Annotated in this window: 25 protein-coding genes; 11 read left to right on the top strand and 14 right to left on the bottom strand. The window is 66.2% G+C overall.

Annotation, left to right across the window (positions count from 1 at the left end):
* Nucleotides 1-33: 33 nt before the first annotated feature.
* The 4 genes from pspC to ASE70_RS19970 form a co-directional block, all read right to left on the bottom strand.
* On the bottom strand, nucleotides 34-414 hold the full coding sequence (pspC, locus tag ASE70_RS13795) for an envelope stress response membrane protein PspC (RefSeq protein ID WP_056505955.1): 381 nt from the start codon (nucleotides 412-414) through the stop codon (nucleotides 34-36).
* The gene (gene pspB, locus ASE70_RS13790) at nucleotides 414-698 is read right to left on the bottom strand and encodes an envelope stress response membrane protein PspB (protein WP_056505951.1); all 285 of its coding nucleotides are present in this window, start codon (nucleotides 696-698) and stop codon (nucleotides 414-416) included. Before pspB ends, pspC begins: the two co-directional genes overlap by 1 nt.
* A 5-nt stretch (nucleotides 699-703) precedes the next feature.
* Complete coding sequence (gene pspA / locus ASE70_RS13785) at nucleotides 704-1,372, bottom strand: phage shock protein PspA (RefSeq protein WP_056505945.1); 669 nt, start codon at nucleotides 1,370-1,372, stop codon at nucleotides 704-706.
* Nucleotides 1,373-1,439: 67 nt separating this feature from the next.
* Nucleotides 1,440-1,580 (bottom strand): hypothetical protein, encoded by a 141-nt coding sequence (locus ASE70_RS19970; protein WP_156356270.1) that lies wholly within the window; start codon nucleotides 1,578-1,580, stop codon nucleotides 1,440-1,442.
* Nucleotides 1,581-1,752: 172 nt separating this feature from the next.
* Here ASE70_RS19970 and pspF point away from each other — a divergent pair, with 172 nt between their 5' ends.
* Complete coding sequence (gene pspF, locus ASE70_RS13780; protein ID WP_056506796.1) at nucleotides 1,753-2,781, top strand: phage shock protein operon transcriptional activator; 1,029 nt, start codon at nucleotides 1,753-1,755, stop codon at nucleotides 2,779-2,781.
* 114 nt (nucleotides 2,782-2,895) lie between these two features.
* On the top strand, nucleotides 2,896-3,507 hold the full coding sequence (locus ASE70_RS13775; RefSeq protein WP_056505942.1) for a superoxide dismutase: 612 nt from the start codon (nucleotides 2,896-2,898) through the stop codon (nucleotides 3,505-3,507).
* A gap of 136 nt (nucleotides 3,508-3,643) precedes the next feature.
* On the opposite strand, the gene ASE70_RS13770 is transcribed toward ASE70_RS13775, so the two are convergent.
* The 3 genes from ASE70_RS13770 to mtaB are packed head-to-tail and all read right to left on the bottom strand — an operon-like array spanning nucleotide 3,644 to nucleotide 6,434.
* The gene (locus tag ASE70_RS13770; protein ID WP_082451043.1) at nucleotides 3,644-4,276 is read right to left on the bottom strand and encodes a septation protein A; all 633 of its coding nucleotides are present in this window, start codon (nucleotides 4,274-4,276) and stop codon (nucleotides 3,644-3,646) included.
* Nucleotides 4,273-5,202, bottom strand: coding sequence for a signal recognition particle-docking protein FtsY (gene ftsY / locus ASE70_RS13765; protein ID WP_055994840.1), 930 nt, complete (start codon nucleotides 5,200-5,202; stop codon nucleotides 4,273-4,275). Before ftsY ends, ASE70_RS13770 begins: the two co-directional genes overlap by 4 nt.
* Entirely contained in the window at nucleotides 5,199-6,434 is a 1,236-nt protein-coding gene (gene mtaB, locus ASE70_RS13760) for a tRNA (N(6)-L-threonylcarbamoyladenosine(37)-C(2))-methylthiotransferase MtaB (RefSeq protein ID WP_056505938.1), read from the bottom strand. Before mtaB ends, ftsY begins: the two co-directional genes overlap by 4 nt.
* Nucleotides 6,435-6,486: 52 nt before the next feature.
* Between mtaB and ASE70_RS13755 the strand changes: the two genes are divergently transcribed.
* Entirely contained in the window at nucleotides 6,487-7,011 is a 525-nt protein-coding gene (locus ASE70_RS13755; protein WP_327196837.1) for a DUF924 family protein, read from the top strand.
* On the opposite strand, the gene ASE70_RS13750 is transcribed toward ASE70_RS13755, so the two are convergent.
* Nucleotides 6,986-8,632: an EAL domain-containing protein gene (locus tag ASE70_RS13750; protein WP_082451068.1), complete on the bottom strand. Its 1,647-nt coding sequence runs from the start codon at nucleotides 8,630-8,632 to the stop codon at nucleotides 6,986-6,988. The two genes, ASE70_RS13755 and ASE70_RS13750, sit on opposite strands and share 26 nt — an antisense overlap.
* 239 nt (nucleotides 8,633-8,871) lie before the next feature.
* Here ASE70_RS13750 and ffh point away from each other — a divergent pair, with 239 nt between their 5' ends.
* The 4 genes from ffh to rimM all read left to right on the top strand — a co-directional run bounded on the left by ffh (nucleotide 8,872) and on the right by rimM (nucleotide 11,507).
* The gene (ffh, locus tag ASE70_RS13745) at nucleotides 8,872-10,380 is read left to right on the top strand and encodes a signal recognition particle protein (protein ID WP_056401033.1); all 1,509 of its coding nucleotides are present in this window, start codon (nucleotides 8,872-8,874) and stop codon (nucleotides 10,378-10,380) included.
* 47 nt (nucleotides 10,381-10,427) lie between these two features.
* Complete coding sequence (rpsP, locus tag ASE70_RS13740) at nucleotides 10,428-10,811, top strand: 30S ribosomal protein S16 (protein ID WP_056505933.1); 384 nt, start codon at nucleotides 10,428-10,430, stop codon at nucleotides 10,809-10,811.
* An 89-nt stretch (nucleotides 10,812-10,900) separates the two neighbouring features.
* Complete coding sequence (locus ASE70_RS20920; RefSeq protein WP_268795555.1) at nucleotides 10,901-11,026, top strand: hypothetical protein; 126 nt, start codon at nucleotides 10,901-10,903, stop codon at nucleotides 11,024-11,026.
* A 22-nt stretch (nucleotides 11,027-11,048) separates the two neighbouring features.
* Nucleotides 11,049-11,507 carry a ribosome maturation factor RimM gene (rimM, locus tag ASE70_RS13735; RefSeq protein ID WP_056505929.1) on the top strand — a complete coding sequence of 153 codons (459 nt, stop codon included), beginning with the start codon at nucleotides 11,049-11,051 and terminating at the stop codon, nucleotides 11,505-11,507.
* A gap of 4 nt (nucleotides 11,508-11,511) precedes the next feature.
* Here rimM and ASE70_RS13730 read toward each other — a convergent pair whose 3' ends face one another.
* From ASE70_RS13730 to ASE70_RS13720, 3 genes are read right to left on the bottom strand one after another with little or no spacing between them, the layout of a single operon-like run.
* Entirely contained in the window at nucleotides 11,512-11,907 is a 396-nt protein-coding gene (locus ASE70_RS13730) for a BLUF domain-containing protein (RefSeq protein WP_162235987.1), read from the bottom strand.
* 51 nt (nucleotides 11,908-11,958) lie between these two features.
* Nucleotides 11,959-12,390 (bottom strand): hypothetical protein, encoded by a 432-nt coding sequence (locus tag ASE70_RS13725; RefSeq protein WP_056505927.1) that lies wholly within the window; start codon nucleotides 12,388-12,390, stop codon nucleotides 11,959-11,961.
* Nucleotides 12,391-12,428: 38 nt separating this feature from the next.
* Nucleotides 12,429-13,370, bottom strand: a complete 942-nt coding sequence (locus tag ASE70_RS13720) for an NAD(P)/FAD-dependent oxidoreductase (protein WP_056505924.1) — start codon at nucleotides 13,368-13,370, stop codon at nucleotides 12,429-12,431.
* A gap of 61 nt (nucleotides 13,371-13,431) precedes the next feature.
* Between ASE70_RS13720 and trmD the strand changes: the two genes are divergently transcribed.
* From trmD to ASE70_RS13705, 3 genes are all read left to right on the top strand, one after another.
* Nucleotides 13,432-14,169, top strand: coding sequence for a tRNA (guanosine(37)-N1)-methyltransferase TrmD (gene trmD, locus ASE70_RS13715; RefSeq protein ID WP_056505921.1), 738 nt, complete (start codon nucleotides 13,432-13,434; stop codon nucleotides 14,167-14,169).
* Nucleotides 14,166-14,555 carry a 50S ribosomal protein L19 gene (gene rplS / locus ASE70_RS13710; protein ID WP_055994811.1) on the top strand — a complete coding sequence of 130 codons (390 nt, stop codon included), beginning with the start codon at nucleotides 14,166-14,168 and terminating at the stop codon, nucleotides 14,553-14,555. Before trmD ends, rplS begins: the two co-directional genes overlap by 4 nt.
* Before the next feature lie 133 nt (nucleotides 14,556-14,688).
* Nucleotides 14,689-15,564 carry an alpha/beta hydrolase gene (locus ASE70_RS13705; RefSeq protein ID WP_082451041.1) on the top strand — a complete coding sequence of 292 codons (876 nt, stop codon included), beginning with the start codon at nucleotides 14,689-14,691 and terminating at the stop codon, nucleotides 15,562-15,564.
* A 79-nt stretch (nucleotides 15,565-15,643) separates the two neighbouring features.
* Here ASE70_RS13705 and ASE70_RS13700 read toward each other — a convergent pair whose 3' ends face one another.
* A complete protein-coding gene (locus ASE70_RS13700; protein ID WP_235519941.1) occupies nucleotides 15,644-17,818 on the bottom strand; it encodes a histidine kinase dimerization/phosphoacceptor domain -containing protein in 2,175 nt (724 codons plus the stop codon).
* A gap of 85 nt (nucleotides 17,819-17,903) precedes the next feature.
* The gene (locus ASE70_RS13695; RefSeq protein WP_056505918.1) at nucleotides 17,904-19,541 is read right to left on the bottom strand and encodes a histidine kinase famiy protein; all 1,638 of its coding nucleotides are present in this window, start codon (nucleotides 19,539-19,541) and stop codon (nucleotides 17,904-17,906) included.
* A gap of 104 nt (nucleotides 19,542-19,645) precedes the next feature.
* On the opposite strand from ASE70_RS13695, the gene ASE70_RS13690 reads away from it, so the two are divergent.
* A complete protein-coding gene (locus tag ASE70_RS13690) occupies nucleotides 19,646-20,500 on the top strand; it encodes an oxygenase MpaB family protein (protein ID WP_056401009.1) in 855 nt (284 codons plus the stop codon).
* On the opposite strand, the gene ASE70_RS13685 is transcribed toward ASE70_RS13690, so the two are convergent.
* Nucleotides 20,497-22,551, bottom strand: coding sequence for an NAD(+) synthase (locus ASE70_RS13685; RefSeq protein WP_056505915.1), 2,055 nt, complete (start codon nucleotides 22,549-22,551; stop codon nucleotides 20,497-20,499). The genes ASE70_RS13690 and ASE70_RS13685 overlap by 4 nt on opposite strands.
* Nucleotides 22,552-22,942: the final 391 nt, after the last annotated feature.

The following is a 22,942-nucleotide window of genomic DNA, read 5'->3' as shown; positions in this document are numbered from 1 at the left end:
CTCTCTCCCTTATCGGCCCCGGCGGGGATCGGTTCAGCGCAGGCTGTCGATCTCGTCCGCCAGACGGGTGTTGCGGCTGGTATAGTACATTTCGATATCGGCGAGGCGACGATCGATGTCACGGAAGGTCGAGCGCATTTCCGACGCGGTGCGGGTCGGGTTCGACCGCACGCCCTGCCAGAATTTCTCGTCCTCGCGGCTTTCGTACAGGCCGACCGGCTTTTTCTGCGCCATCCACGCGATCATGAAATAGGCGATGACGGTCCAGGGGAAGCCACCGGCCAGCGTCAGCAACACCGTGCCGATGCGGATCCACATGACCTCGACACCGGTGTAGTCGGCGATGCCGGCGCACACGCCCGACACCTTGCCATTCGCCTTGTCGACATAGAATTTCGTGCGTGCGCCGGACATCAGTCCCTCCGTGTGTAATCGTGGTTGCGGAAATCGCTTTCCGGGAATTCCCGGCGCGGTTGCGAAGGGCGGAAGTCCGGATGGTCGGCGGCGATGATCCGCTCGATCGTCTGGAGCCGCTCTTCGAGCCGGCGGGCGGTTAAGTGCATGTCGTCGAGCAGTCGCTCGTCCTCGTTGGTCAGCGTCGGCGACTGTTTCCACTTGGTTATATAGTGGAGGATCAGCCACGGCAGCCCGATCAGGAGTGCGGCGACGGCGACCATGCCGATCAGGAAATCGCCCATCGCGGTCAGCCCTCCCGGTTGAGGCGGGCCTTCAGCGCGGCCAGTTCGGCATCGATCTTGTCGGAGGAGCGCAGTTCGGCGATCTCTTCCTCAAGGCTCTTGCCCGGCTGGCCCAGGCCGGCGGCATCGGCGCGACCCTCGGCCAGATCGGCGCGGCGTTCCAGCACGTCGAAACGGCTGAAGGCGTCCGCCGTCTTGCTGCCGGCGTACATCTCGCGCAGCTTGGTGCGGTTGTTGGCGGTTTCCATCCGGGTCTGGATGGCGCTCTGCCGGGTCCGCGCCTCGCGCAGCTTGCTTTGGAGCTTGGCGATATCGACTTCCGAAGCGCGCAGCGCGTCGTCGAGCACGACGATCTCGCTGTTGAGCTGTTCGGCCATGTCGACCGCCTTCTGCCGTTCGACCAATGCTGCCTTGGCCAGATCCTCGCGGTCCTTGCTCAGCGCCAGTTCGGCCTTTTCGGTCCAGCTTTCCTGCAGCTTGTCGAGCTTGCCGATGTGGCGGCGCATTTCCTTCTGGTCGGCGATGGTGCGCGCGGCGGAGGCGCGGACCTCGACCAGCGTTTCCTCCATTTCGAGGATGATCATGCGGATCATCTTCGCCGGGTCCTCGGCCTTGTCGAGCAGGTCGGTGACGTTGGCGGCGATGATGTCACGGGTGCGGGAGAAAATACCCATCGGTTACTCCTGAAGAATTCTTGGGTGGCCGGAGCGGAACGGGGCAGAACCGCTCCGGCCTGCCACCTTACGCGATTGGCGCGGTGGCATGGGTGGCGGCGGTCGGACCGTTGTTGGTCGTCGCGCCAAGGACGAACAGGCTCACCAGCAGTGCGGCAGCCATGCTGGCGACCGATTGCGAGAGCGAGAGGTTCGATTGGTTGCGCATGAGATAACTCCCTGAAGCCTGGTTTTGTGCGCCCTGTGTCGGGCTTGCACAAGTCTTTGCAGGAGCCGTGCCAATTCAAAAAATGACGGATTTGCGTCACTTCCGGCGGATTGGCGACCTCGCCATATTTGGCCTCTTGCGAACTATTGGGAAAATACGCCACATGATCGGCATGGAGCGCGCAACCCAGGTCGTCGGCCAGTCCGGCCCGTTTTTAGATGCCCTCGAACGGGCCAGCCGGGCCGCCGCGCTCGATCGCCCGGTGCTGGTGATCGGCGAGCGGGGGACCGGCAAGGAACTGGTCGCCGAACGGCTCCACCGCCTGTCGGGGCGATGGGACCAGCCGCTGGTGGTGATGAACTGCGCCGCGCTGCCCGAAACGCTGATCGAAGCCGAGTTGTTCGGACATGAGGCGGGCGCGTTCACCGGCGCGACGAAGGCGCGGACCGGACGGTTCGAGGAAGCCGATGGCGGCACGCTGTTCCTCGACGAACTCGGGACGTTGTCGATGGGGGCGCAGGAACGGCTGTTGCGCGCGGTCGAATATGGCGAGGTAACCCGCATCGGATCGTCGCGGCCGATCCGGGTCGACGTCCGCATCGTCGCGGCGACCAACGAACATCTGCCCGACCGGGTCGAGTGCGGGACGTTCCGCGCCGATCTGCTCGACCGGTTGAGCTTCGAAGTGGTGACACTGCCGCCGCTGCGCGCACGGCCGGGGGACATCATGGTGCTCGCCGATTTCTTCGGGCGTCGCATGGCGGCGGAGATCGGGCGCGACGAATGGGTCGGGTTCGGCCCCAACGCCGTCGACCAGCTGATGGAGCATCGCTGGCCGGGCAATGTCCGCGAGCTGCGCAATGCGGTCGAACGCTCGGTCTATCGCTGGGAACGGCCGGGGGCGATCGATCTGATCGAGGTCGATCCGTTCGCCTCACCCTTCCGCCCGCGAGGCGGTGCCACCGCAGCTGCCGGTGCTGCCGCTCCGGTAGCGGGTGCGCCGGTGGCCGAACCGGCTGCTCCGGACGATTGCGGCGAGGATTTCAAGACGCGGGTCAACCGGTTCGAACGGCAGCTGTTGACGCGGGCGATGGCGGAGGCGCGCTATAACCAGCGCAACTGCGCCGATGCGATCGGGCTGACCTATGACCAGTTGCGCCACGCACTGAAGCGGCACGGCATGCTCGGGCAGGGCGGCTGACCCCTTTTCGCCACCGCCCGGCCCGCCTATGGGTTCGCCGGCGTAACGATCGGAGCCAAGCGGCGCGTACGGCGTTCGGTCGCACGAGTTCTTTGTTACCCAAGGAGGATTGCCATGGCGTTCGAACTTCCGCCGCTGCCCTATGCCTATGATGCGCTGGAGCCGACCATCGACAAGGAAACGATGACGCTGCACCACGACAAGCATCATCAGGCCTATACCGACAAGCTGAACGAAGCCGTGTCGGAAGATGCGAGCCTCGAAGGCAAGTCGATCGAAGAGCTGCTGGCCAATATCGGCAGCGGTTCGGCCAAGTTGCGCAACAATGGCGGCGGCTTCTGGAATCACACCTTTTTCTGGGAAACGATGAAGGGCGGCGGTTCGCAGCCGTCGGTCGCGCTGAAGGATGCGATCGACGACCAGTTTGGCGGGCTGGATGCGCTCAAGGAGCAGTTCAACACGGCGGGCGCGAACCAGTTCGGGTCGGGCTGGGCGTGGCTGATCGTCGGTCAGGACGGCAAGCTGGCCATCACCTCGACCCCGAACCAGGACAACCCGCTGATGGACGTTGCCCCGGTCAAGGGCACGCCGATCCTCGGCAACGACGTGTGGGAACACGCCTATTACATCACGTACCGGAATGCGCGTCCGGCGTATCTGAAGGCGTGGTGGGACGTGGTCGACTGGGACAAGGTCGGCCAGCGTTACGACGCAGCGGTGAAGTAAGCCGCAAAGCCCTCTCCCCTTCAGGGGAGAGGGTTGGGAGAGGGGGCTGTCCGCGAGGGCAGCCCCCTTTTTCATGCGCACGACGCCCGCGACTCCCCCTCTCCCCGGCCCTCTCCCCTGAAGGGGAGAGGGAGATTCAGTCCGCCGGGGGCAGCGGTGCGTCCTTTTCCATTTGCAGGCCGTTGCGCAACAGCATCGGAATATTCGCCAGCGCGAACAGCAGCGTCAGCGGGACCGCGCCCCACAGCTTGAACCCGACCCAGAAATCCCAGGTCGAATGCCGCCAGACGACCTCGTTCAGCACCGCCATGAACGCGAAGAACGCCGCCCAGTTGATCGTCAGCTTGCGCCAGCCAAGCGCACTCAGCCCCGGATAGGCGGTTTCCAGCAATTGTTGCAGCAACGGCCGCCCGGTGACGAGGCCAAACGTCAGGATCGCCGAGAACATCGCATAGACGATCGTCGGCTTCATCTTGATGAAGGTATCGTCGCGGAAATACAGCGTCAGTGCGCCGAACACGACGACGAGCCCTGCCGACAGCCATAGCATCGGCGAGATATGGCCGGTCTTCCATTTCGACACGATGATCGCGATCACGCTGGCGATCATGAAGGCGGTGCTGGCGATGATGACCTGCGCCAGCGAATCGATCATGTCGGGCAGGCCGATCTTGCCGGCCAGCAGGTTGGCGATGAAGAACACCACCAGCGGCCCGTAATCGAGCGCCATGCGGAACAGGGGCGAGGTGGGCTTGCGATCGACGGTCATTTGCGCACCCGTTCGACACCGGCGATGATCCGTGAGACTTCGTTGGCGTCGAACCCGCGCAGGTCGTCGGCGGTCTCACCGACGCCGATCGCATGGATCGGCAGGCCGAACCGTTCCGCCGCCGCGACCAGCACGCCGCCGCGCGCGGTGCCGTCCAGCTTGGTCATGACGAGGCCGGTGACGCCCGCCATCTCCTTGAACACCTCGATCTGGTTCAGCGCATTCTGACCCGTCGTCGCGTCGAGCACGAGGACGACGTCGTGCGGGGCTGCCGGGTTAAGCCGGCCGAGGACGCGGCGGACCTTCGCCAGTTCGTCCATCAGTTCGCGCTTGTTCTGCAGGCGGCCGGCGGTGTCGACGATCAGCACGTCGATGCCGGTCGCCGTCGCCTGCTTGACCGCCTCATAAACGATGCCCGCCGCGTCGCCGCCCTCGGCCCCGCTGACGATCGGCACGCCGATCCGTTCGGCCCAGGTCCTTAGCTGACCGATGGCGGCAGCGCGAAACGTGTCGCCCGCCGCCAGCATCACGCCATAATCCTGTTCGACCAGCGTCTTGGCGAGCTTGGCGATGGTGGTGGTCTTGCCCGACCCATTGACGCCAATGACCAGAATGACCTGCGGGCGCGGAAAGGCTTCGATTTCCAGCGGCTTGGCGACCGGGGTTAAGACCTTTTCGATCTCTTCGGCGACGACCAGCCGGATGCCGAGTTCCTCCATGTTGCGCTCATATTGCCCTTCGGCAAGGCGCTGGCGGACGCGCGCGGCGGTGGCAGGACCGAGGTCGGAGGCGATCAACGCTTCCTCAATATCGTCGAGTTGCGCGTCGTCGAGCCGCGCGGCGGACAGGCCGACCAGATTGCCGGTCAACCGGTCGGAGGTCTTTTTCAGGCCGCCGAGCAGGCGTTCGTGCCACGAAAGGCTCATAGGGGCATTCCGATCAACTGATTGCCTTCGATATGGGTCAGCCGCGCGGTCACGATCGAACCGGGCGGGCAGGGGGGAAGCGAGACGTCGGCGAACGCAGGGCTGTGCCCGCGCGTGCCGGGGCGTTCGACGAGGATGTCGGCGGTGGTACCGATTTGGGTGTGCAGCCAGTCGCGGTGGCGGCGTTCGGCGGCGGCGCGCAACGCCTGCGCGCGCGCCTTGCCGATCGGCGGCGGCACCTGCGGCATCCGCGCAGCCGGGGTACGCGCGCGCGGGCTGTAGGGAAACACATGGGCATGGACGATGTCGCAATCGTCGATCAGCGCGAGCGTGTTCGCCGCCATCGCATCGTCTTCGGTCGGAAAACCCGCGATCAGGTCGGCACCGATCGCGATCTCCGGCCGCGCGGTCTTCAATCGATCGACCAGCTCGACCGCATCGGCGCGGCGGTGGCGGCGGCGCATCCGCTTGAGGATCAGGTCGTCTCCCGCCTGAAACGACAGATGGGCGTGCGGCATGACGCGTGGCTCCTGCGTCAACAATTCGAACAGCTTGGGATCGATTACTGCCGGATCGAGTGAGGATAGCCGCAGCCGTCGCAAGCCGGTGCGGACAAGGATCGCCTCGACCAGATCGCCCAGTTTCGGGGTATCGGGCAGGTCGTCGCCATAGCTCGACAAGTCGACACCGGTCAGGACGATCTCGGCATGACCCGCCGAAACGAGGGCGGCCACCTGCGCCACCACGCCGTCGATCGTCGCCGATCGCGACGGGCCGCGTCCGGCCGGGATCGCGCAGAAGGTGCAGCGATGATCACACCCGTTTTGCACCTCGACAAAGGCGCGGGTCTGCCCTTCGAACCCGCCGGCCAGTTGCGGCGCGGTGTCGAGGACGCGGGCGATGTCGCGAACCACGATCGGATCGTTCGAACCCCATGCGGCGGGGTTCAGCTTGTCCGAATTGCCGATGACCCGGTCGACCTCGGGCATCGCCGCGAAACTTGTCGGGTCGATCTGCGCCGCGCAGCCGGTGACGATCAATGCCCCTGTCGGCCGGTCGCGGCGGGCGCGGCGGATCGCGCGGCGGGTGGCGGCAACCGCATCGTTGGTGACCGCACAGCTATTGACCACGGTCACGTCGCGGTCGACCAGCAACCCGCGGATCGCATCGCTTTCGGCGATGTTCAGCCGGCAGCCGAGCGTGATGATGGTGGGACCAGCGGAGGATGGCATGGGCGGTGATCTAGGGACAGGGACACGCGAAGTCCACGCGAACGCGCGGCGCGTGCTCGACTTCTGGTTCGACGAGGTCGGGCCGGACCGGCATTTCGCCAAGGATGCGGCGCTGGACGCGACGATCGCCGACCGGTTCGGCGGCTTGCGCGACTCGGTGCTGGCGAGCGAGGCCGCCGAGTGGCGGGCGGACGCGTATCCTCTATTGGCGGCGGTAATCCTGCTCGACCAGTTTTCGCGCAACCTCCGTCGCGGTACCGCCGATGCGTTCGCCGCCGACCCGCTGGCGCTCGAACTGGCACTGATTGGGATTGCGCGCGGCGACGATAGGGAATTTCCGCCGCTCGAACGCTCGTTCCTCTACATGCCGCTGATGCACTGCGAGGACGCCGGGGTGGCGCGATTTTCGCTGCGCTGTTTCGAATCGCTCGGCAATCCGCTGAACCTGCAATTCGCGCGCGATCATGCGGCGGTCCTCGCGCAATATGGCCGGTATCCGTCGCGCAACGCCGCGCTCGGCCGCGAATCGACCGAAGCGGAGCGCGCCTATCTCACCCGGCCCGACGCCGGTTGGTGACGTCGGCCGTGTCGGCATCGGCCGACCCGCCGCCATGGAGCAGTCCGCGCGCGGCCAGCATCCGCCGCGTGTCGGCTACGGTCAGCGGCCGGCTATAGGCCCAGCCCTGCGCCTTGGCGCACCCCAGCGCGGCCAGCCGTTCGGCGATCGCATCGGTTTCGACGCCCTCGGCGGTGATCGGCAGGTTCAGGCTCTCGCCAAGGCCGATGATCGCGTGGACGATCGCCGCCGAATCGGCATTGTCGAGCACCGACAGCACGAAGCTCTTGTCGATCTTGATCCGGTCGAACGGCAGCGCCCGCAGATGCGCGAGGCTGGAATAGCCGGTGCCGAAATCGTCGAGCGACAGGCGCACGCCCTGATTCTTCAGCGATCCAACGATCGACTGCGCCAGCGGCAGGTTGTCGAACAACGCGCTTTCAGTAATCTCGATCTCCAGCCGGTTGGGCGCGAAACCGCATTCGACGGTGGTCTTGATGATTTTCTGCGCCAGCCATGCGTCGCGCAGCTGCCACGGCGAGATGTTGACCGACAGGGTGATGCCCGGGTCCCAATCGCGCGCCGCGGCGAATGCCTGTCGCATGATCGACAGCGACAGGTCGCCGATCAGCCCGGCTTCTTCCGCCACCGGAATGAAGCGATCGGGCGGAATCGGCCCCTGCGTCGGGTGGGTCCAGCGGGCCAGCACCTCGAACCCGCACAGCCGGCCGGTCGAGAGGTCGACCTGCGGTTCGAAATAGGGGACGACCTGTCCGGCGGGGATTGCGAGGCGGAGGCCGCTTTCGATGTCGTTGCGGTCGATCAGCGCATGTTCCATCGCCCGGTCGAACCAGGTGAAGTCGCCGCGACCCGATTTCTTGGCCGAATACATTGCGATATCGGCGGAGCGCAGCAGCGTGTCGATGCCGCCGCCATCGAAGTCCGACCGGGCGATGCCGATCGAACAGCTCAGATGGATGCGCAGGTCGTCGACGAAGATCGGTTGCGACAGCGCGGTGGTGACGCGGTTGGCAATGCGTTCGACGACCGACGGATCGCGTGCGTCGAACACGAAGGCGCAGGCAAAGGCATCGCCCCCGAACCGGGCGGTCAGTGCCGCGGGTGGCATTGCGCCAGCGATTTCCAGCGCGACGTTGCGCAGCACGCTGTCGCCGGCGGCATGGCCGTGCATGTCGTTGACCATCTTGAAATGGTCGAGATCGACGATCAGCAGCGCCACCGCCTGATCGCGCTTCGTCGCCGACCGCAGCAGCGCGGCACCGGCTTCGCTCAGGCTGCGGCGGTTGAGAAAGCCGGTCAGCGGGTCGCGCGACGCCAGCATCCGCGCGCGCTCTTCGGCGGCGGAACGGCCGTGCATCTCGACCCGGACGGCGCGGTGGCGTCGCCAGCCGAAGATGACCAGCGCGGCGTTGATCAGCAACGCCGTCACCAGCGGCTGCGCGACCGGCTCACCGCCGTAGAACCGATGGTCGAGCAGCCCCGATATGACCGCGAAGCTGAGGCCCACGAACAGCAGGATCGCAGAGGCGCAGATCACGAGCGTCCAGCGTTCGCCGCGTTCCCGCGGTTCCGCCAGGGCGGGGCCAATGCCCTCGGTTCCTTTTTGACGATCCCATTCCATCAGCATCGCTTATCAGGATGATCGGTATAGAAGCGGTTAAAGCCACCCGAATGTCCGCCCCGCAAGCACCACCGATCGCCACGACTTGCGCCGGAGCGAGTTCCGGGGTAGGGGCGCAGATCGTTTCCGCCAAGGAGACGTTCAGCAGTGCCGCCCACGGGCGACGCCGGCCGACGAGGTTTCGTCCGCCGGCGTGTTTTGCTTGAGCGTTTTTCGGGTGGCAAGGCTGGAGTGGTAGCGTGTTCGAGAGTCTGAGTGACCGGCTGGGAGGGGTGTTCGATCGCTTGCGCGGTCGCGGCGCGCTGACCGAAGCCGACGTTCGCACCGCGATGCGCGAAGTCCGCGTCGCCCTGCTCGAAGCCGACGTGGCGCTGCCGGTCGCCCGCGATTTCGTCGAGAAGGCGACCGAGGCCGCCGTCGGCCAGAACGTCCTGCGTTCGATCACGCCGGGGCAACAGGTCGTCAAGATCGTGCACGACGCGCTGATCGACATGCTGGGGTCGGACACCGCCGAACTCGACGTCGCGGTCACCCCGCCGGCGGTCGTGATGCTGGTCGGCCTGCAGGGTTCGGGCAAGACCACCACGACGGCCAAGCTCGCCAAGCTGCTCGCCAAGCGTGAGGGCAAGAAGGTGATGATGGCGTCGCTCGACGTCAATCGTCCGGCGGCGCAGGAACAGCTGGCGGTCCTCGGCACGCAGGTCGAGGTCGCGACGCTGCCGATCGTACAGGGGCAGCAGCCGGTCGATATCGCGCGGCGCGCGCTGCAATCGGCAAAGCTGCAGGGCTATGACGTCGTCATGCTCGATACGGCGGGCCGCCTGCACGTCGATCAGGCGCTGATGGACGAGATGAAGGCCGTGGCGGACATCGCCCGGCCGAACGAAATCCTGCTCGTCGTCGACTCGCTGACTGGTCAGGATGCGGTCAACGTCGCGCAGAACTTTTCCGAACAGGTGCCGCTGACCGGCGTCATCCTGACGCGGATGGACGGCGATGCGCGCGGTGGCGCCGCACTGTCGATGCGTGCCGTCACCGGCAAGCCGATCAAATTTGCGGGTACGGGCGAAAAGCTCGACGCGATCGAGCCGTTCCACCCCAAGCGCGTCGCCGGCCGCATCCTCGGCATGGGCGACGTCGTCTCGCTGGTCGAAAAGGCCGCGCAGTCGATCGAGGCCGAAGACGCCGAGCGCATGGCCGGTCGCCTTGCCAAGGGTCAGTTCGACATGAACGACCTGCGCGGGCAGCTGGCGCAGATGCGGCGCATGGGGGGGCTGGGCGCGCTGGCCGGCATGATCCCGGGCATGAAGAAGGCGCAGGCGGCGATGGCGTCCGGCGCGGTCGATGAAAAGATCCTGCTGCGCATGGACGCGATGATCACGTCGATGACCGTCAAGGAACGCGCCAGGCCCGAACTGATCAATGCCAAGCGCAAGATCCGCATCGCCAAGGGGTCGGGCACCACGGTGCAGGACATCAACAAGCTGCTGAAGATGCATCAGGAAATGCAGTCGGCCATGAAGAAGCTCAAGAAGATGGGCGGAATCAAGGGCATGATGTCAATGCTGGGCAAGGGCGGCATGGGCGGCCTCGGCAATGCGCTGGGTGGTCCGGGTCTCGGCGACCTGATGAGCAAGGCGGGTGGCGAAATGCCGGGCCTGCCAGGGCTTGGCGGCGGCATGGGCGGGAAGGGCGGCGGCATGCCGCAACTGCCCCCCGGTTTCGAAAACCTTATCAAGAAGAAGTAATCGCCGGTCGGAACCGGCTTACACGAACCAACGAAGGAAGAAGAATAATGGCAATCAGCATCCGTCTGTCGCGTGGTGGCTCCAAGAAGCGTCCGTATTACCGCATCGTCGTCGCCGATGCGCGCAGCCCGCGCGACGGCCGCTTCATCGAGAAGATCGGCACCTACAACCCGCTGCTGGGCAAGGAAGACGAAAAGCGCGTCGTGCTCGACGCCGAGCGTGCGACCCATTGGCTGAGCGTCGGTGCACAGCCGACCGACCGCGTCGCCCGCTTCCTTGACAAGGCCGGCGTGAAGGAACGCACTGCCCGCAACAACCCGAGCAAGGGCAAGCCGGGCGAGAAGGCCGTCGAGCGCGCCGAGGAACGTGCCGAAAAGGCGAAGGCCGCTGAAGAAGCCGCCGCCGCACCGGCCGAAACCGCCGAAGCGTGACCTATCGTGCCGGTGCGTCTTACGGGACGCGCCGGCACCCTTTGATCGGCGTCATGCGTTCCGGGTCGACCCGACCAGGAGCATGACCGATGATCGATCCCGAACAGCAGCCGCACCATGACGAAGACGCCACCAACCTCGGCCAATCGGCGGAAGAACCCGCCGAAGGCCGCGACGACGCCCCCGCCGGCGGCGAAGGCTCGCCCGACGCCTGAACCGGCGGACCGTAACCGTGTCGTGCTGGCGGCGATCGCCGGCGCGCACGGGCTGAATGGCGAGGTGCGGCTGAAGCTGTTCACCGACGATCTGTCGGCCTATCCGGCGCTGAACGGCGGCGCACTGACCCTCGTGTCGGTGCGTCCCGCCACAAATGGCGTGATCGGCAAGTTCCGCGAAATCCCCGACCGGACCAGGGCCGAGGCGATGCGCGGTACCGAATTGTGGATCGGCCGCGACCAGCTGCCCCCGCTGGGCGAGGGCGAATATTATCATGCCGACCTGCTGGGATTGCCGGTGGTGTCGAGTGAGGGCGAAGCCCTGGGACAGGTCGTCGCGATCGACGATTTCGGTGCCGGCGACGTGATCGAAATCGAACGGCCCGACGGCAAGCGTTTCATGGTACCGATGCAACCGCACGCGGTGCCCGAATGGAATGGTGACCGGATGGTCGTCGACGCTCTGTTCGCCGTCGACTGACCGTTCAGCGAAAGGCCGCGGCCGTAAACGCCTGCCGCACCGCGTCGGGCGCGTTGTTCAGCCGTCGCTCCAGCCGCGCCAGCAACGCATCGCTATCGGCGTTGCCCCGTTCGGCACGCTCCATGCTCCAATAACCGAATTCGCGTGCCTCGACCGGGCGATCGGACAGGATCGTCAGCGAGTCGTGCCGGGAATCCCTCGCGATGCGGGCATAGGTCGACGCGACGCTGCTCTCCGGCCCTTCGATGACTTGCAGGAAGATCCCGTCCTTGTACCATAACAGGCCGGTGATGCCGTCGACCGCGTTGTTGTGCCGCGAATGCTGGACGATCTGATCGACATCCACGCCCGGCACGCACCGGCTGGTGTAGAAGATCTGGCGAAACGGAGAGAGAGTCACCCCCGCCAAATATGATCGTTACGGGGGGCAATCAAGTCCCGGGGCGGTGGCTCACCGCCTCGGATCGGGAATGGTCGCTGGCGGGCCGATCTCGGCATCGGGATCGACCAGCTTCGTGACCAGCCGCCCGACGAGCGTCACCGGATCGCGCCCGCCGCCATAGCCATAGGCTTCGGCCTCCGCCTTGCCGCAGCGACGCTGGCCGCGAAAGATGCCGCATCCGGACAGGAACGGGTCCTGCGTCGACGCCCGCGCCGGCTCCCCCGCCACCGCGCCTTCCTCGGCGGGCGATTTGGCGCGCGGCAGGGGCAGGCGATATCGGGCGTTGCGGTCCGGATCGCCGCAGACGACGACCTCGTTGTCGCGCGCGGCGGTGCAGTTCCGGCGGGCTTCGCGTTCGGCGGCGGCGGCCAGGATGCGGTCGACCGATTGCCCCGCGACACCGGCGGGCAGGGCGAAGAGCAGGAACAGACCGACGGACATGACGCGGCGGTAGCATGACGCCCCGCCCGGCCCAAGGCTCACCGGCGAAGCGGCTGCCGTTCGCTCAGGAGATTGCGGATCGTCGTCGCCGCAACCCCCGCCTCGCCCATGGCATGGCTGATCTGGTCGAGGCCCTTCACCACGTCACCGGCGGCGAACAGGCCGGGAATGGACGTCCGCTGATGATCGTCGACCTCTAGGCAGCCATCCTCCGTCGCCTTGGCACCGGCGGCGACCGCCAGTTCGGAACGGATGCGCGAACCGAGCGCCGGATAGACGCTGTCGAACGCCATCTCCCCCTCGGCCGTCTCGACCACGAACCGGTCGCCGTCGATGCGGTAGCGCCCGCACGGCCCGTCGACCCGGCGGACCCCGGCATCGTCCAGCGCAGCGCGACAGGCATCGTCGAGATGATGATCGCTGTCCGGCGCGATCAGCGTCACGTCGGCGCTGTAGCCGCGCAGGAACAGCGCCTCGCGCATGCCATGGCCGCTGGTGCCGATCACGCCGATCCGCCGGTCGGTCACTTCATAGCCGTCACAGATCGGGCAATAGCGCAACAGGCCCCGTGCCAGCGCGGCATCATGAACGGCGTCGTCCAGCCCCCGTGGGCGATGATTGACCACCCCGGTCGCCAGCAGCAAGCTGCGCGCCGCGACCACGCCATCGGCGGTGGTGACGCGGAAATCATCGCCGTTGCGGTCGATGGCGGTCACCGCGGCGGGCGTGCAGGTCGCGCCAAAGGTCCGTGCCTGTTCGTGCATCCGGGCCAGCAAGTCCTTGCCCGCGATCCCGCCGGGAAAGCCGGCATGGTTGTGGGTCCGGGGGATCATCGCCGCCCGGCTCGACCCGCAATCGAACATCCGGATCCGCAGATGGAAGCGGGCGAGATAGATGGCGGCGGTCAGTCCGGCAGGGCCGGCGCCGACGATCACGCAATCGACGATCTCGGGATCGGGGGTGGGGGCAGTCGCCGGCATGGGGCGCAAATGAAGCGGATGGGGTTTCGTTCCCCGCGACTTGCGGGCACAGGCTGTGCCCATGACCTTTGCCGCGACCGTGCTGACCCTCTATCCCGAAATGTTTCCGGGGCCGCTCGGCTTGTCGCTGGCCGGGCGGGCATTGCGCGAGGAACGCTGGTCGCTGGACGCGGTGCAGATTCGCGACTTCGCGACCGACCGGCATCGCTCGGTGGACGATACGCCGGCGGGGGGCGGGGCGGGGATGGTGCTGCGCGCCGATGTGCTGGCCGCCGCGCTGGACAGCGTGACCGACGGCCGCCCGGTCCTCGCCATGACGCCACGCGGCCGACCCCTGACCCAGCGGCGGGTGCGCGCGCTGGCGGCGGGGCCGGGTGCCATCGTGCTGTGCGGCCGGTTCGAGGGGTTCGACGAACGCCTGTTCGAGGCGCGCGCGATCGAACCCGTCGCGATCGGCGACTATGTGCTGTCGGGCGGCGAAATGGGGGCGCTGGTGCTGCTCGACGCTTGCGTTCGGCTGCTTCCCGGCGTAATGGGCGCGGCTTCGAGTGGTATCGAGGAGAGCTTCGAAAGCGGCCTTCTCGAATATCCTCAATATACCCGGCCCTATGAATGGGAAGGGCGCGTGATTCCCGAAGTGTTGCGATCGGGGGATCATGCGCGGATCGCCGCGTGGCGCAAGTCACGGTCGGAATCCGATACACGGCTATGGCGGCCGGACCTGTGGGAGCGTCACGTCGACGCTCGGGTTCAGTCGCCCTCTGGCGCGCACAAGCAAGACGAAGGTCACAAGACATGAACCTCCTCCAGACGCTCGAAGCGGAACAGATCGCCAAGTTCCTCGAATCGAAGTCGATCCCCGATTTCCGTGCCGGTGACACCCTCAAGGTCGGCGTGAAGGTCGTCGAAGGCGAGCGGACCCGCGTGCAGAATTACGAAGGCGTGTGCATCGCCCGGTCGAACGCCGGCATGGGCTCGTCGTTCACCGTCCGCAAGATGAGCTTCGGTGAAGGCGTGGAGCGCGTTTTCCCGCTCTATTCGCCGAACATCGATTCGATCGACGTCGTCCGTCGCGGCGTCGTGCGGCGCGCGAAGCTCTATTATCTGCGCGGTCGTACCGGCAAGTCGGCGCGTATCGCCGAACGCCGCGATCCGCGTCCGGTCAAGGCGACCGCCGCCGAGTAATCGGCTGCCCGCATTGCGCTATGGAAAGGGCGCGGTGGCCATCGGCCGCCGCGCCCTTTTTGGTGCTATGCTCTTCTCGATCGGCCGGTGAGGTTTCGTATGGGGGGCAACTCCCGGATGGAGTAGGGGCGTGATGGCGATTGTTTCCGGTCGAGCCAAAGCTCTGCATTGCCCTGAAGCAGCTCTTCTATTCGCGTTCATCTTGAGCGTCACCGTCGCCTCTTCCGCGTCCGCCCAGATCTTTCGCGACCGGATATACCGTCCACCGACGCATCGCCTCGATATGACCAACCTTCCTACGGAAGCGGACGCCATACATGTGAAGGCGGCGGACGGAACCGACCTGACCGGAATCGAAGTGCGAGGTCGCAGCGATCGTCCGTTGGTGCTGATCTTCCATGGAAATGGAAGCGGCGCGGACGACACCACGCGGTGGTTCGCACCCTTGGCGGACCGTGGCTATGGTATCATAGCGGCGGAATATCGCGGATATTCGGGTAACCCCGGAACGCCCAGTGAAGCCGGACTCGCTCAGGATGCCGACGCCTTCTATGCCTATGCGAAGGCCCGGTCGCAGGGCAGGCCGGTCTTGGTCATCGGCCATAGTCTTGGCGGTGGGGTGGCATTTGGATTGGCGATGCGGCAACGGCTCGACGCTTTGATAACGATCGGCGTCTTTACCCGCCTGAAGGCGATGGCCCCGAAGATTGCACGTGCCTTCCTTGCGGATCGCTATGATAATCTGGCTGCCGTTGCGGCACTGGATGAACCGTGGTTTCTGCTGCACGGCACCGCCGACGACGTCGTTTCGACAGCGATGGCGAACGAATTGCACAATGCGGCGGTACGCAGACGTAAAAGCGGGGCATCTTTCGCACTGGCAGGGGCGAACCATCATCCGAATGGCGAACTGGTCGCAGATATCATCGACCTGCTGACGGCGCAGTCGCAAGGGCGGACCTCAATGCCCCTGCCGCCATTTGTGAAGACCTATCCTTTCGGCGGCTGACACCCCTGACGCAGATCGCAGCCTAGCTCCAACGCCTCCGGCAAAAAGCTTCGCTCCAGCATGTAGCGACGTTTGTTCGTCAACCCTCCTCCGGCCCGGCGATCGGGGCCGACACGGTAAACCGCAGCCCCGGGGCGTTGTCGCTCTCCTCGATCACCCCGTCGAGCCGCTTGACCATCGCGGTCAGCATCCGCGTGCCGAACCCGGTGCGGTTGCCGACCCGGCCCTGCCCACGATCGGCGACGGTCAGGCGGAAGCGGTTGCGGAACCGCTCCAGCGAGACCGAAATCGGCCCGGGCTTGCCTTCATAGGCATATTTCTGGGCATTGATGACCAGTTCGACCAGCACCAGCCCGACCTGTACCGCCGCGTCGGCCGAAATCAGCATCGGCGACAGGTCCATGGTCAGTCGCCCGGTCCACTCTTCCCCCATCGACGACTGCATCTCGGCCAGCAGATCCTCGATATAGCGGCCAAGGTCGATGACCGTGACGGCGTCGTCGGAATAGAGCCGCCGATGGACCAGTGCGACCGCCGACAGTCGCCGCTGCGCCTCGCCCAGATGGCGGGTCAGCGTCTCGTCATTTTCCGCGGTCGCCTGCATCGCGAGGAATGCGACCACCAGCTGCAGGCTGTTCTGCACCCGGTGGTTCACTTCCTTGATCAGCGTGTCCTGCTGCGCCAGCAGCGCGTCCTTGTCGGTGACCGCGCGCGACAATTCGCGGTTCAACTCGCCGATCCGCCGCCGCTGGCGCATGTCGAACAACAGCCGCGACAACCGGTGCCCAGCCTCGACCTCGGCCGGGGTCCATGGCCGCGCGCGCCCGCGGATGTCCTCGCTCCACGCCGCGAAGGACGAACGCGGGTTGAGCGGCTGGTCGGGGGTGTCGTTCACCGCCTTGTGCGGGTTGCCGGCCCATTGGATCGTCTGCAACGTCTCGGCACGGAACCACATCAGCACGACCGGCTCGTCGGCCGACAGCGTGATCGCGAGGATGCCGCTGGCCAGATCGCGATACGCATGGGCGGCGGGCAGGCGCAGTTCCAGCGCGGCGCTATGCGTCAGGATCGTGCCCTGCCGCCGGATCCAGCGCGACAGGTCGTCGATATCCTCGCGTGCCGGGACATGGCCGGTCGTATGCAACACCGCGCCGCGTTGCAGGGCGAAGCCGTCGGCACCCAGCATCCGTTGCAGGTCGGGACCGATCAGCGCCGCGAGCTGATCGGGATCGCCGTCCTGTGCCAGCCGCTGCGCCAGCGCATCCTCGGCCGCGCGCAGCCGCAGCCGTTCGCGATATTCGGCGGCTTCTTCCTTGGCGGTCACCTGCTGCGCGAACGATGCCGCGACCAGTTCGCACGTCTTGCGCTGTAGCGACGACAGAGTGCGCGGACTGCGATGGTGGCAGGCGACCAGTCCCCACAACATGCCGTCCTTGACGATCGATACCGATGCCGACGCCGCGACGCCCATATTGCGCAGATACTGGATATGGATCGGCGATACCGCGCGCAGGCCGACATCGCTCAGGTCGATCGAACGCAACGCCGGGTCGATCCCGGCGATCGGCGCGGGGGTATAGCCGACATCGGGGATCACCCGCACCCGGTTGCGGACATACAGTGCGCGCGCCTGCCGCGGAATGTCGGAGGCGGGGAAGTGATGGTTCAGGAACCCGTCCATGTCAGGGGCGTGGCGTTCGGCGACGACCTTACCCGAATCATCGTCGAGGAAGCGATAGATCATGACCCGATCGAACCCGGTCAGGCGCGAAAACAGCGCGGCGGCGCGCGCACCCAGATCGTCGAGATCGACGGCGCGGGCAAACTCCTCGCCGCCATGCTCGATCCAGTTCAGCGCATCGTCGGTCCCCGGTCGTCCGGGCGCGGTCGGCTCGATCTCAATCAGCCAGTATGTTCCCGCCCGACTGGCGACGACCGAGAGCGCCCGGTCGTTGATCGTCCCTAGCGATACCGGGCCGACGATGGTCGACCGCAGGACGGTGAGGGCGTCGGCACCCACCAGCGTGCCGATCGGCCCGCCCAGCCATCCGTCACCCAATAGTTCAGCGGCGTCGCCCGCGCCGCCGACGATCCGGTTCCCGACGGCATCGGCGATCAACAGCACGCCATGCGGCTGAATCGCGCCGGGAATATGGATCGGCTCGCGATCGCACGCGGTCACGTCCGGTCCCAGATCCGATACCGAATGGGCATTGGGCCGCCTGGGCGCATCAAAATCGGCAGTCGTCGCCAACGGGTGGCCTTTCGTGGGCATCATGTGACCCGGCGGCGAACATCGCGGCGGGAAACGCTTGCAGTAAAAGGGCTTGGCGTTTTGTTCAACCGGCCCCCGTCGCGCTGTCCAGCACCTGCCGGATGCGGGCGGCCAGATCGGCACGCTTATACGGTTTGCCGATCAGATCGAACTCGGTGCCACGCGCATCGACCCGCTCGATCGATGCCTCCGCATAGCCGGTCGTCAGCAGGACCTTCAGGTCGGGCCGCTGCCGTTTCGCCTCACGCGCCAGCATCACGCCGTTCATGCCGCCCGGCATGATCAGGTCGGTGAACAACAGGTCGATCGCCGTTCCGCGTTCCAGAATGTCGATCGCTTCGGGACCGTTGCCGGCGCGCACGACGCGATAGCCGAAATCGTTCAGGATCGATTCGGCCAGATCGCCGATGTCGCGCTGGTCCTCGACCACCAGCACCGTTTCGTCCCCGCGGGAGTCGCGTTCGTCGTGCGTCCGGCCACGACGGATCGGCTCGGCGGCATCGGTCGCCGCCGGGAACAGCAGGTGGACGGTCGTGCCCTTGCCCGCCACGGATTCGATCCGCAGCGCACCGTTCGACTGTTTCATGAACCCATAGACCATCGACAGCCCAAGGCCGGTGCCCTTGCCCTGATCCCGGGTCGTGAAGAACGGCTCGGTCGCCCGCGCCAGCACCTCCGGGGGCATGCCGGAGCCGGTATCGGCGATCGACAGGCCGATATACCGGCCGGGCCGCGCATCGGCAAAATGCGGGTCGGTGCCGTCGATCCGGGTGTGTCGGGCGGCGATGGTCACGGTGCCGCCATCGGGCATGGCGTCGCGGGCATTCATCAGGATGTTGAGGATCGCGGTTTCGGCCTGCACCGGATCGATCCGGGCATTGCAGTCGCTACCGCAACGCTTCACCTCAATGTCGATCGGCGTCGACCGGATCGTGCGGTTGAGCATCGGCAACAGGTTCGCGATCAGGTCGTCGATATTGGTGACGCGCCACGACAGCTTCTGCTTGCGCGAGAAGGCGAGCAGTTGCCGGGTCAGTTCGGCACCCCGTTCCGCCGCCTCGACCACGGCACGCAGTGACCGGGTGGTCCGTGCCGGGTCGATCGGCTTCTCGTTACTGCGCTCGACCTGGGTCAGCACGACGTCGGTAAACCCCTGAATAACGGTCAGCAGATTGTTGAAATCATGCGCGATGCCACCGGTCAATTGGCCGACCGCCTCCAGCTTCTGCGCCTGTCGCAACCCTTCCTCGGCATCGCGGCGGCGGGTGACGTCGAGCTGCGAGGCGAAATAATAACGCAGCTCGCCATCGCCATCCAGCACCGGCGACACGAACAACGCGTTCCAGAACGCGCTGCCGTTCTTCTTGTAATTGAGGATTTCGACCGATGTCTCGCGGCGCCGGCGGATCGCATCGGCGATCTCGCCGATCGTTTCGGCATCGGTGTCGGGCCCTTGCAGGAACCGGCAGTTGCGGCCCAGCACCTCGTCCGCGGTATAACCGGTCATTTGCAGGAAGGCGGGGTTGGCGAAGATGATCGGGTTGTCGTCCTGCTTCGGATCGGTGACAATCATCGGCATCCGGGTGGTCTTGACCGCCGCGAAAAAAATGCCGTTCGCCGGGTCGCGCATGTCCCCTTCGGCGATCGCCGGTTGCCGATGCACGGGATCGAGCGGTTTTTCCGGGCTGGACGGCGCATGCATGGACGGAATCTACCGGTTCGAGGAGTTGCGTAAAGGTCGCGAACGGTTGCTTTGGTTCCACGGCGGGACGGACCCCGATCCGACCCCCGGTCGTTGCACCTCCCATGAACCCCGTCCGCCAAGCCATTGCCCGCCAGGTCCGATTGCTGACCGGCGCGGGCGATGGCGCGATCGATCTGACCCGGCCGCCGGGCGACGACGGACTGTTCGGGCCGCGATCGGTCAGCTGGCGCGTCCATGGCGATTTCTCGTCGATGATGATCGGCGGCACCGCGGCCTTGCTGGTACAGATGCTGCATCCCGGTGCGCTGGCAGGCGTATGGGATCACAGCAATTTCCAGCGCGACATGCTCGGCCGGCTGAAACGGACCGCGCAGTTCATCGCCGCCACCACCTATGGCAGCACCCTCGAGGCCGAACGGCTGATTGGCCGGGTCCGGCAGATCCATAACCGGGTCAACGGCGTGCTGCCCGACGGCACGCCCTATGACGCCAACGATCCGCACCTGCTGACATGGGTCCATGTCGCCGAGACCGACTCGTTCCTGCGCGCCTATCTTCGCTACCGCGATCCGACGCTGTCGCGCGCCGATCAGGACCGGTATTTCGCCGAAAATGTCGTGGTGGCCGAACGGCTGGGCGCAACCGACGTGCCCGACAGCCGGGCGGCGGTCGATGCATGGCTGTTGTCGGTGCGGCGCGAACTGCGCTGCGACGACCGGACGCGCACGGTGCGCGATGCGCTGCTGCACCAGCCGCTGCCCAACCCGCTGTTGAAGGGGTTCGGCGCGCTCAACACCGCGGCGGCGATCGACCTGTTGCCGCCATGGGCGCGCGCGATGCTGGAATTGCAGGGCAACGGCGTTGGCGTCCGCACCGGCGCCCACGGCATGGCGCGCGTCCTGCGCTGGGCACTCGGCGGATCGGCGTCGGAGAAGACGGCGCGGGCGCAGGGTTAGAGCGGCGGCAACCCTGCCTTTAGCTCGGCCACCCACGGCCCGGCGACGCCATCCGACGGCGCGCGCCAGTCGCCGCGCGGCGACAGCGCCCCGCCGCCCGACACCTTCGGCCCGTTGGGCAGCGCCGACCGCTTGAACTGGCTGGTCTGGAAGAACCGCCACAGGAACTTCTCCAGCCACGCCGCGATCGTCGGCAGGTCGTAGCTGCCCTTCGCATCCTCCGGAAAGTCGATCGGCCAGCGCCCCGCCGCCGCATCGCGCCACGCATGCCAGGACAGGAACGCGATCTTCGACGGCCGCATCCCGAAGCGCACGACATGGTGCAGGAAGAAATCGTTCAGCGCATAGGGGCCGACCCGGTCTTCGGTGCTCTGCATCCTGCCCGACGAATCCGCCGGCACCAGCTCGGGCGAAATCTCGGTGTTCAGGATCGCGTCGAGCACCGCGTCGGTATCGGCATCGAACTGATCGGTGCGGATCGCCCAGCGGATGAGGTACTGGATCAGCGTCTTCGGAACGCCGGCATTGACCCCATAATGGCTCATATGATCGCCGACGCCATAGGTACACCAGCCGAGCGCCAGCTCGGACAGGTCGCCGGTCCCCAGCACCAGCGCCTCGCGCTGGTTCGCCAACCGGAACAGGTAATCGGTGCGCAGGCCCGCCTGCACATTCTCGAACGTCACGTCATAGACCGGCTCGCCCTTCGCAAAGGGGTGGTCCATATCGCCCAGCATCTGCTGCGCCGCCGGCCGGATGTCGATCTCGTCGCCGGTGATGCCCAGCGCGCGCATCAGCTTCCATGCATTGCTTTTGGTCGTCTCGCCGGTGGCAAAGCCCGGCATGGTGAAGCCCAGAATATCGGTGCGCGGCCGCTCCAGCCGGTCGAACGCCTTGGCCGCGACGATCAACGCATGGGTCGAATCCAGCCCGCCCGATACGCCGATCGCCAGCCGCCTGGTGCCCGACGCGACCAGCCGCTGCCGCAGCCCTTCGACCTGGATGTTGAACGCTTCGTAACAGTCATCGTCCAGCCGCTCGGGGGTGTTCGGCACGAACGGATAGCGGCGCACCGGGCGCAGCAGCCCGATATCCTCTTGGGTCGGCGCATGGTCGAACCCGATCCGGCGAAACCGGGTTTCGGGATGGCCGCTGGCGGTGGCGCAGTCGTTGAACGTGCCGGTCCGCATCCGCTCCAGCCGCAACTGTTCCAGATCGACATCGGCATAGACGATGCCCGCCGAGCGATCGAACCGGTCGGAAGCGACCAGCAATTCGCCCAGTTCGTGGATCGTGCCCTGTCCGTCCCATGACAGGTCGGTCGTACTTTCGCCCATGCCTGCCGCCGAATAAACATAGGCCGACATGGTCCGCGCCGATTGCGACGCGCACAGCATCTCGCGGTCGCGCGCCTTGCCGATGACGATGTTCGACGCCGACAGGTTGCACAGCACCAGCGCCCCGGCCAGCGCGCCCGCCGTCGACGGGGGCAGGGGAGACCAGAAATCCTCGCAAATCTCGGCATGGAAGATGAAATCGGGCAGGTCGTCGGCGGCAAAGATCAGGTCGGTACCGAACGGCACCTCCTGTCCGGCGACGCGCATCGTCAGCCCGGTCAGCCCGGCACCGGGTGCGAACCAGCGTTTCTCGTAATATTCGCGGTAGTTGGGCAGATAGGTTTTCGGCACCACACCGAGCACCCGTCCGCGCGCCACCGCCACCGCGCAATTATACAGCCGCCCGTTGCGTCGCAGCGCCGCGCCGAGCAGCAGCGCCGGGCGCAGGTCGACACTCGCCGCGACCACCGCCGCCAGCGCCGCCTCGGTCGCATCGCACAGCGCGTCCTGCACATGCAGGTCGTCGATCGCATAGGAAGTAAGATTGAGTTCGGGAAAGACCAGCAGGTCGGCCCCCGCCGCGTGGCCTTCTTCCGCCAGCGCGATCGCGGCACGGCCATTGGCGGCGGGATCGCCCACGCTCGCCAGCGGAGTGCAGGCCCCGACGCGGAGCAGGCCATGGGTGTGGATCGAATGGAAGCGGTGCGCGGTCATGGGCCGCACCGTAGGGGAGGGCGCTGGAAAGCGAAACCGTTCGTGACGCTTCAGGATCGGCGGCAGATCGCCATTTCCGTCTTGGGGGAGGGAGGACTCTACGATACTCCCGGTTCCGTACCCCGGCGAAGGCGACACCTCTGCGACGGTCGCGCGCTAAACCAAATCGAGCCGTACACCGGCGAAGGCCGGGGTCCAGTTGGGGAACGCTCGTACATTGCCGAAAGGACCTGCCAACTAGGCCCCGGCATCCGTGAGACCTCTGCGAAATCCGCAATCATCGGCGGAAACTGGCCGTACCCCCGCGCAGGCGGGACTGTTTACACGAGGCGCGTTTTGGATTCTTCTGTGTTCCTTTGATGTGGGATGGGGAGGACAGGATGCGTTGTCC

Source organism: Sphingomonas sp. Leaf22, assembly GCF_001421715.1.
Classification (GTDB): Bacteria; Pseudomonadota; Alphaproteobacteria; order Sphingomonadales; family Sphingomonadaceae; genus Sphingomonas.
The sequence above is the reverse complement of the archived record's forward strand: the minus strand, read 5'-3'. Positions and strand labels throughout refer to the sequence as shown.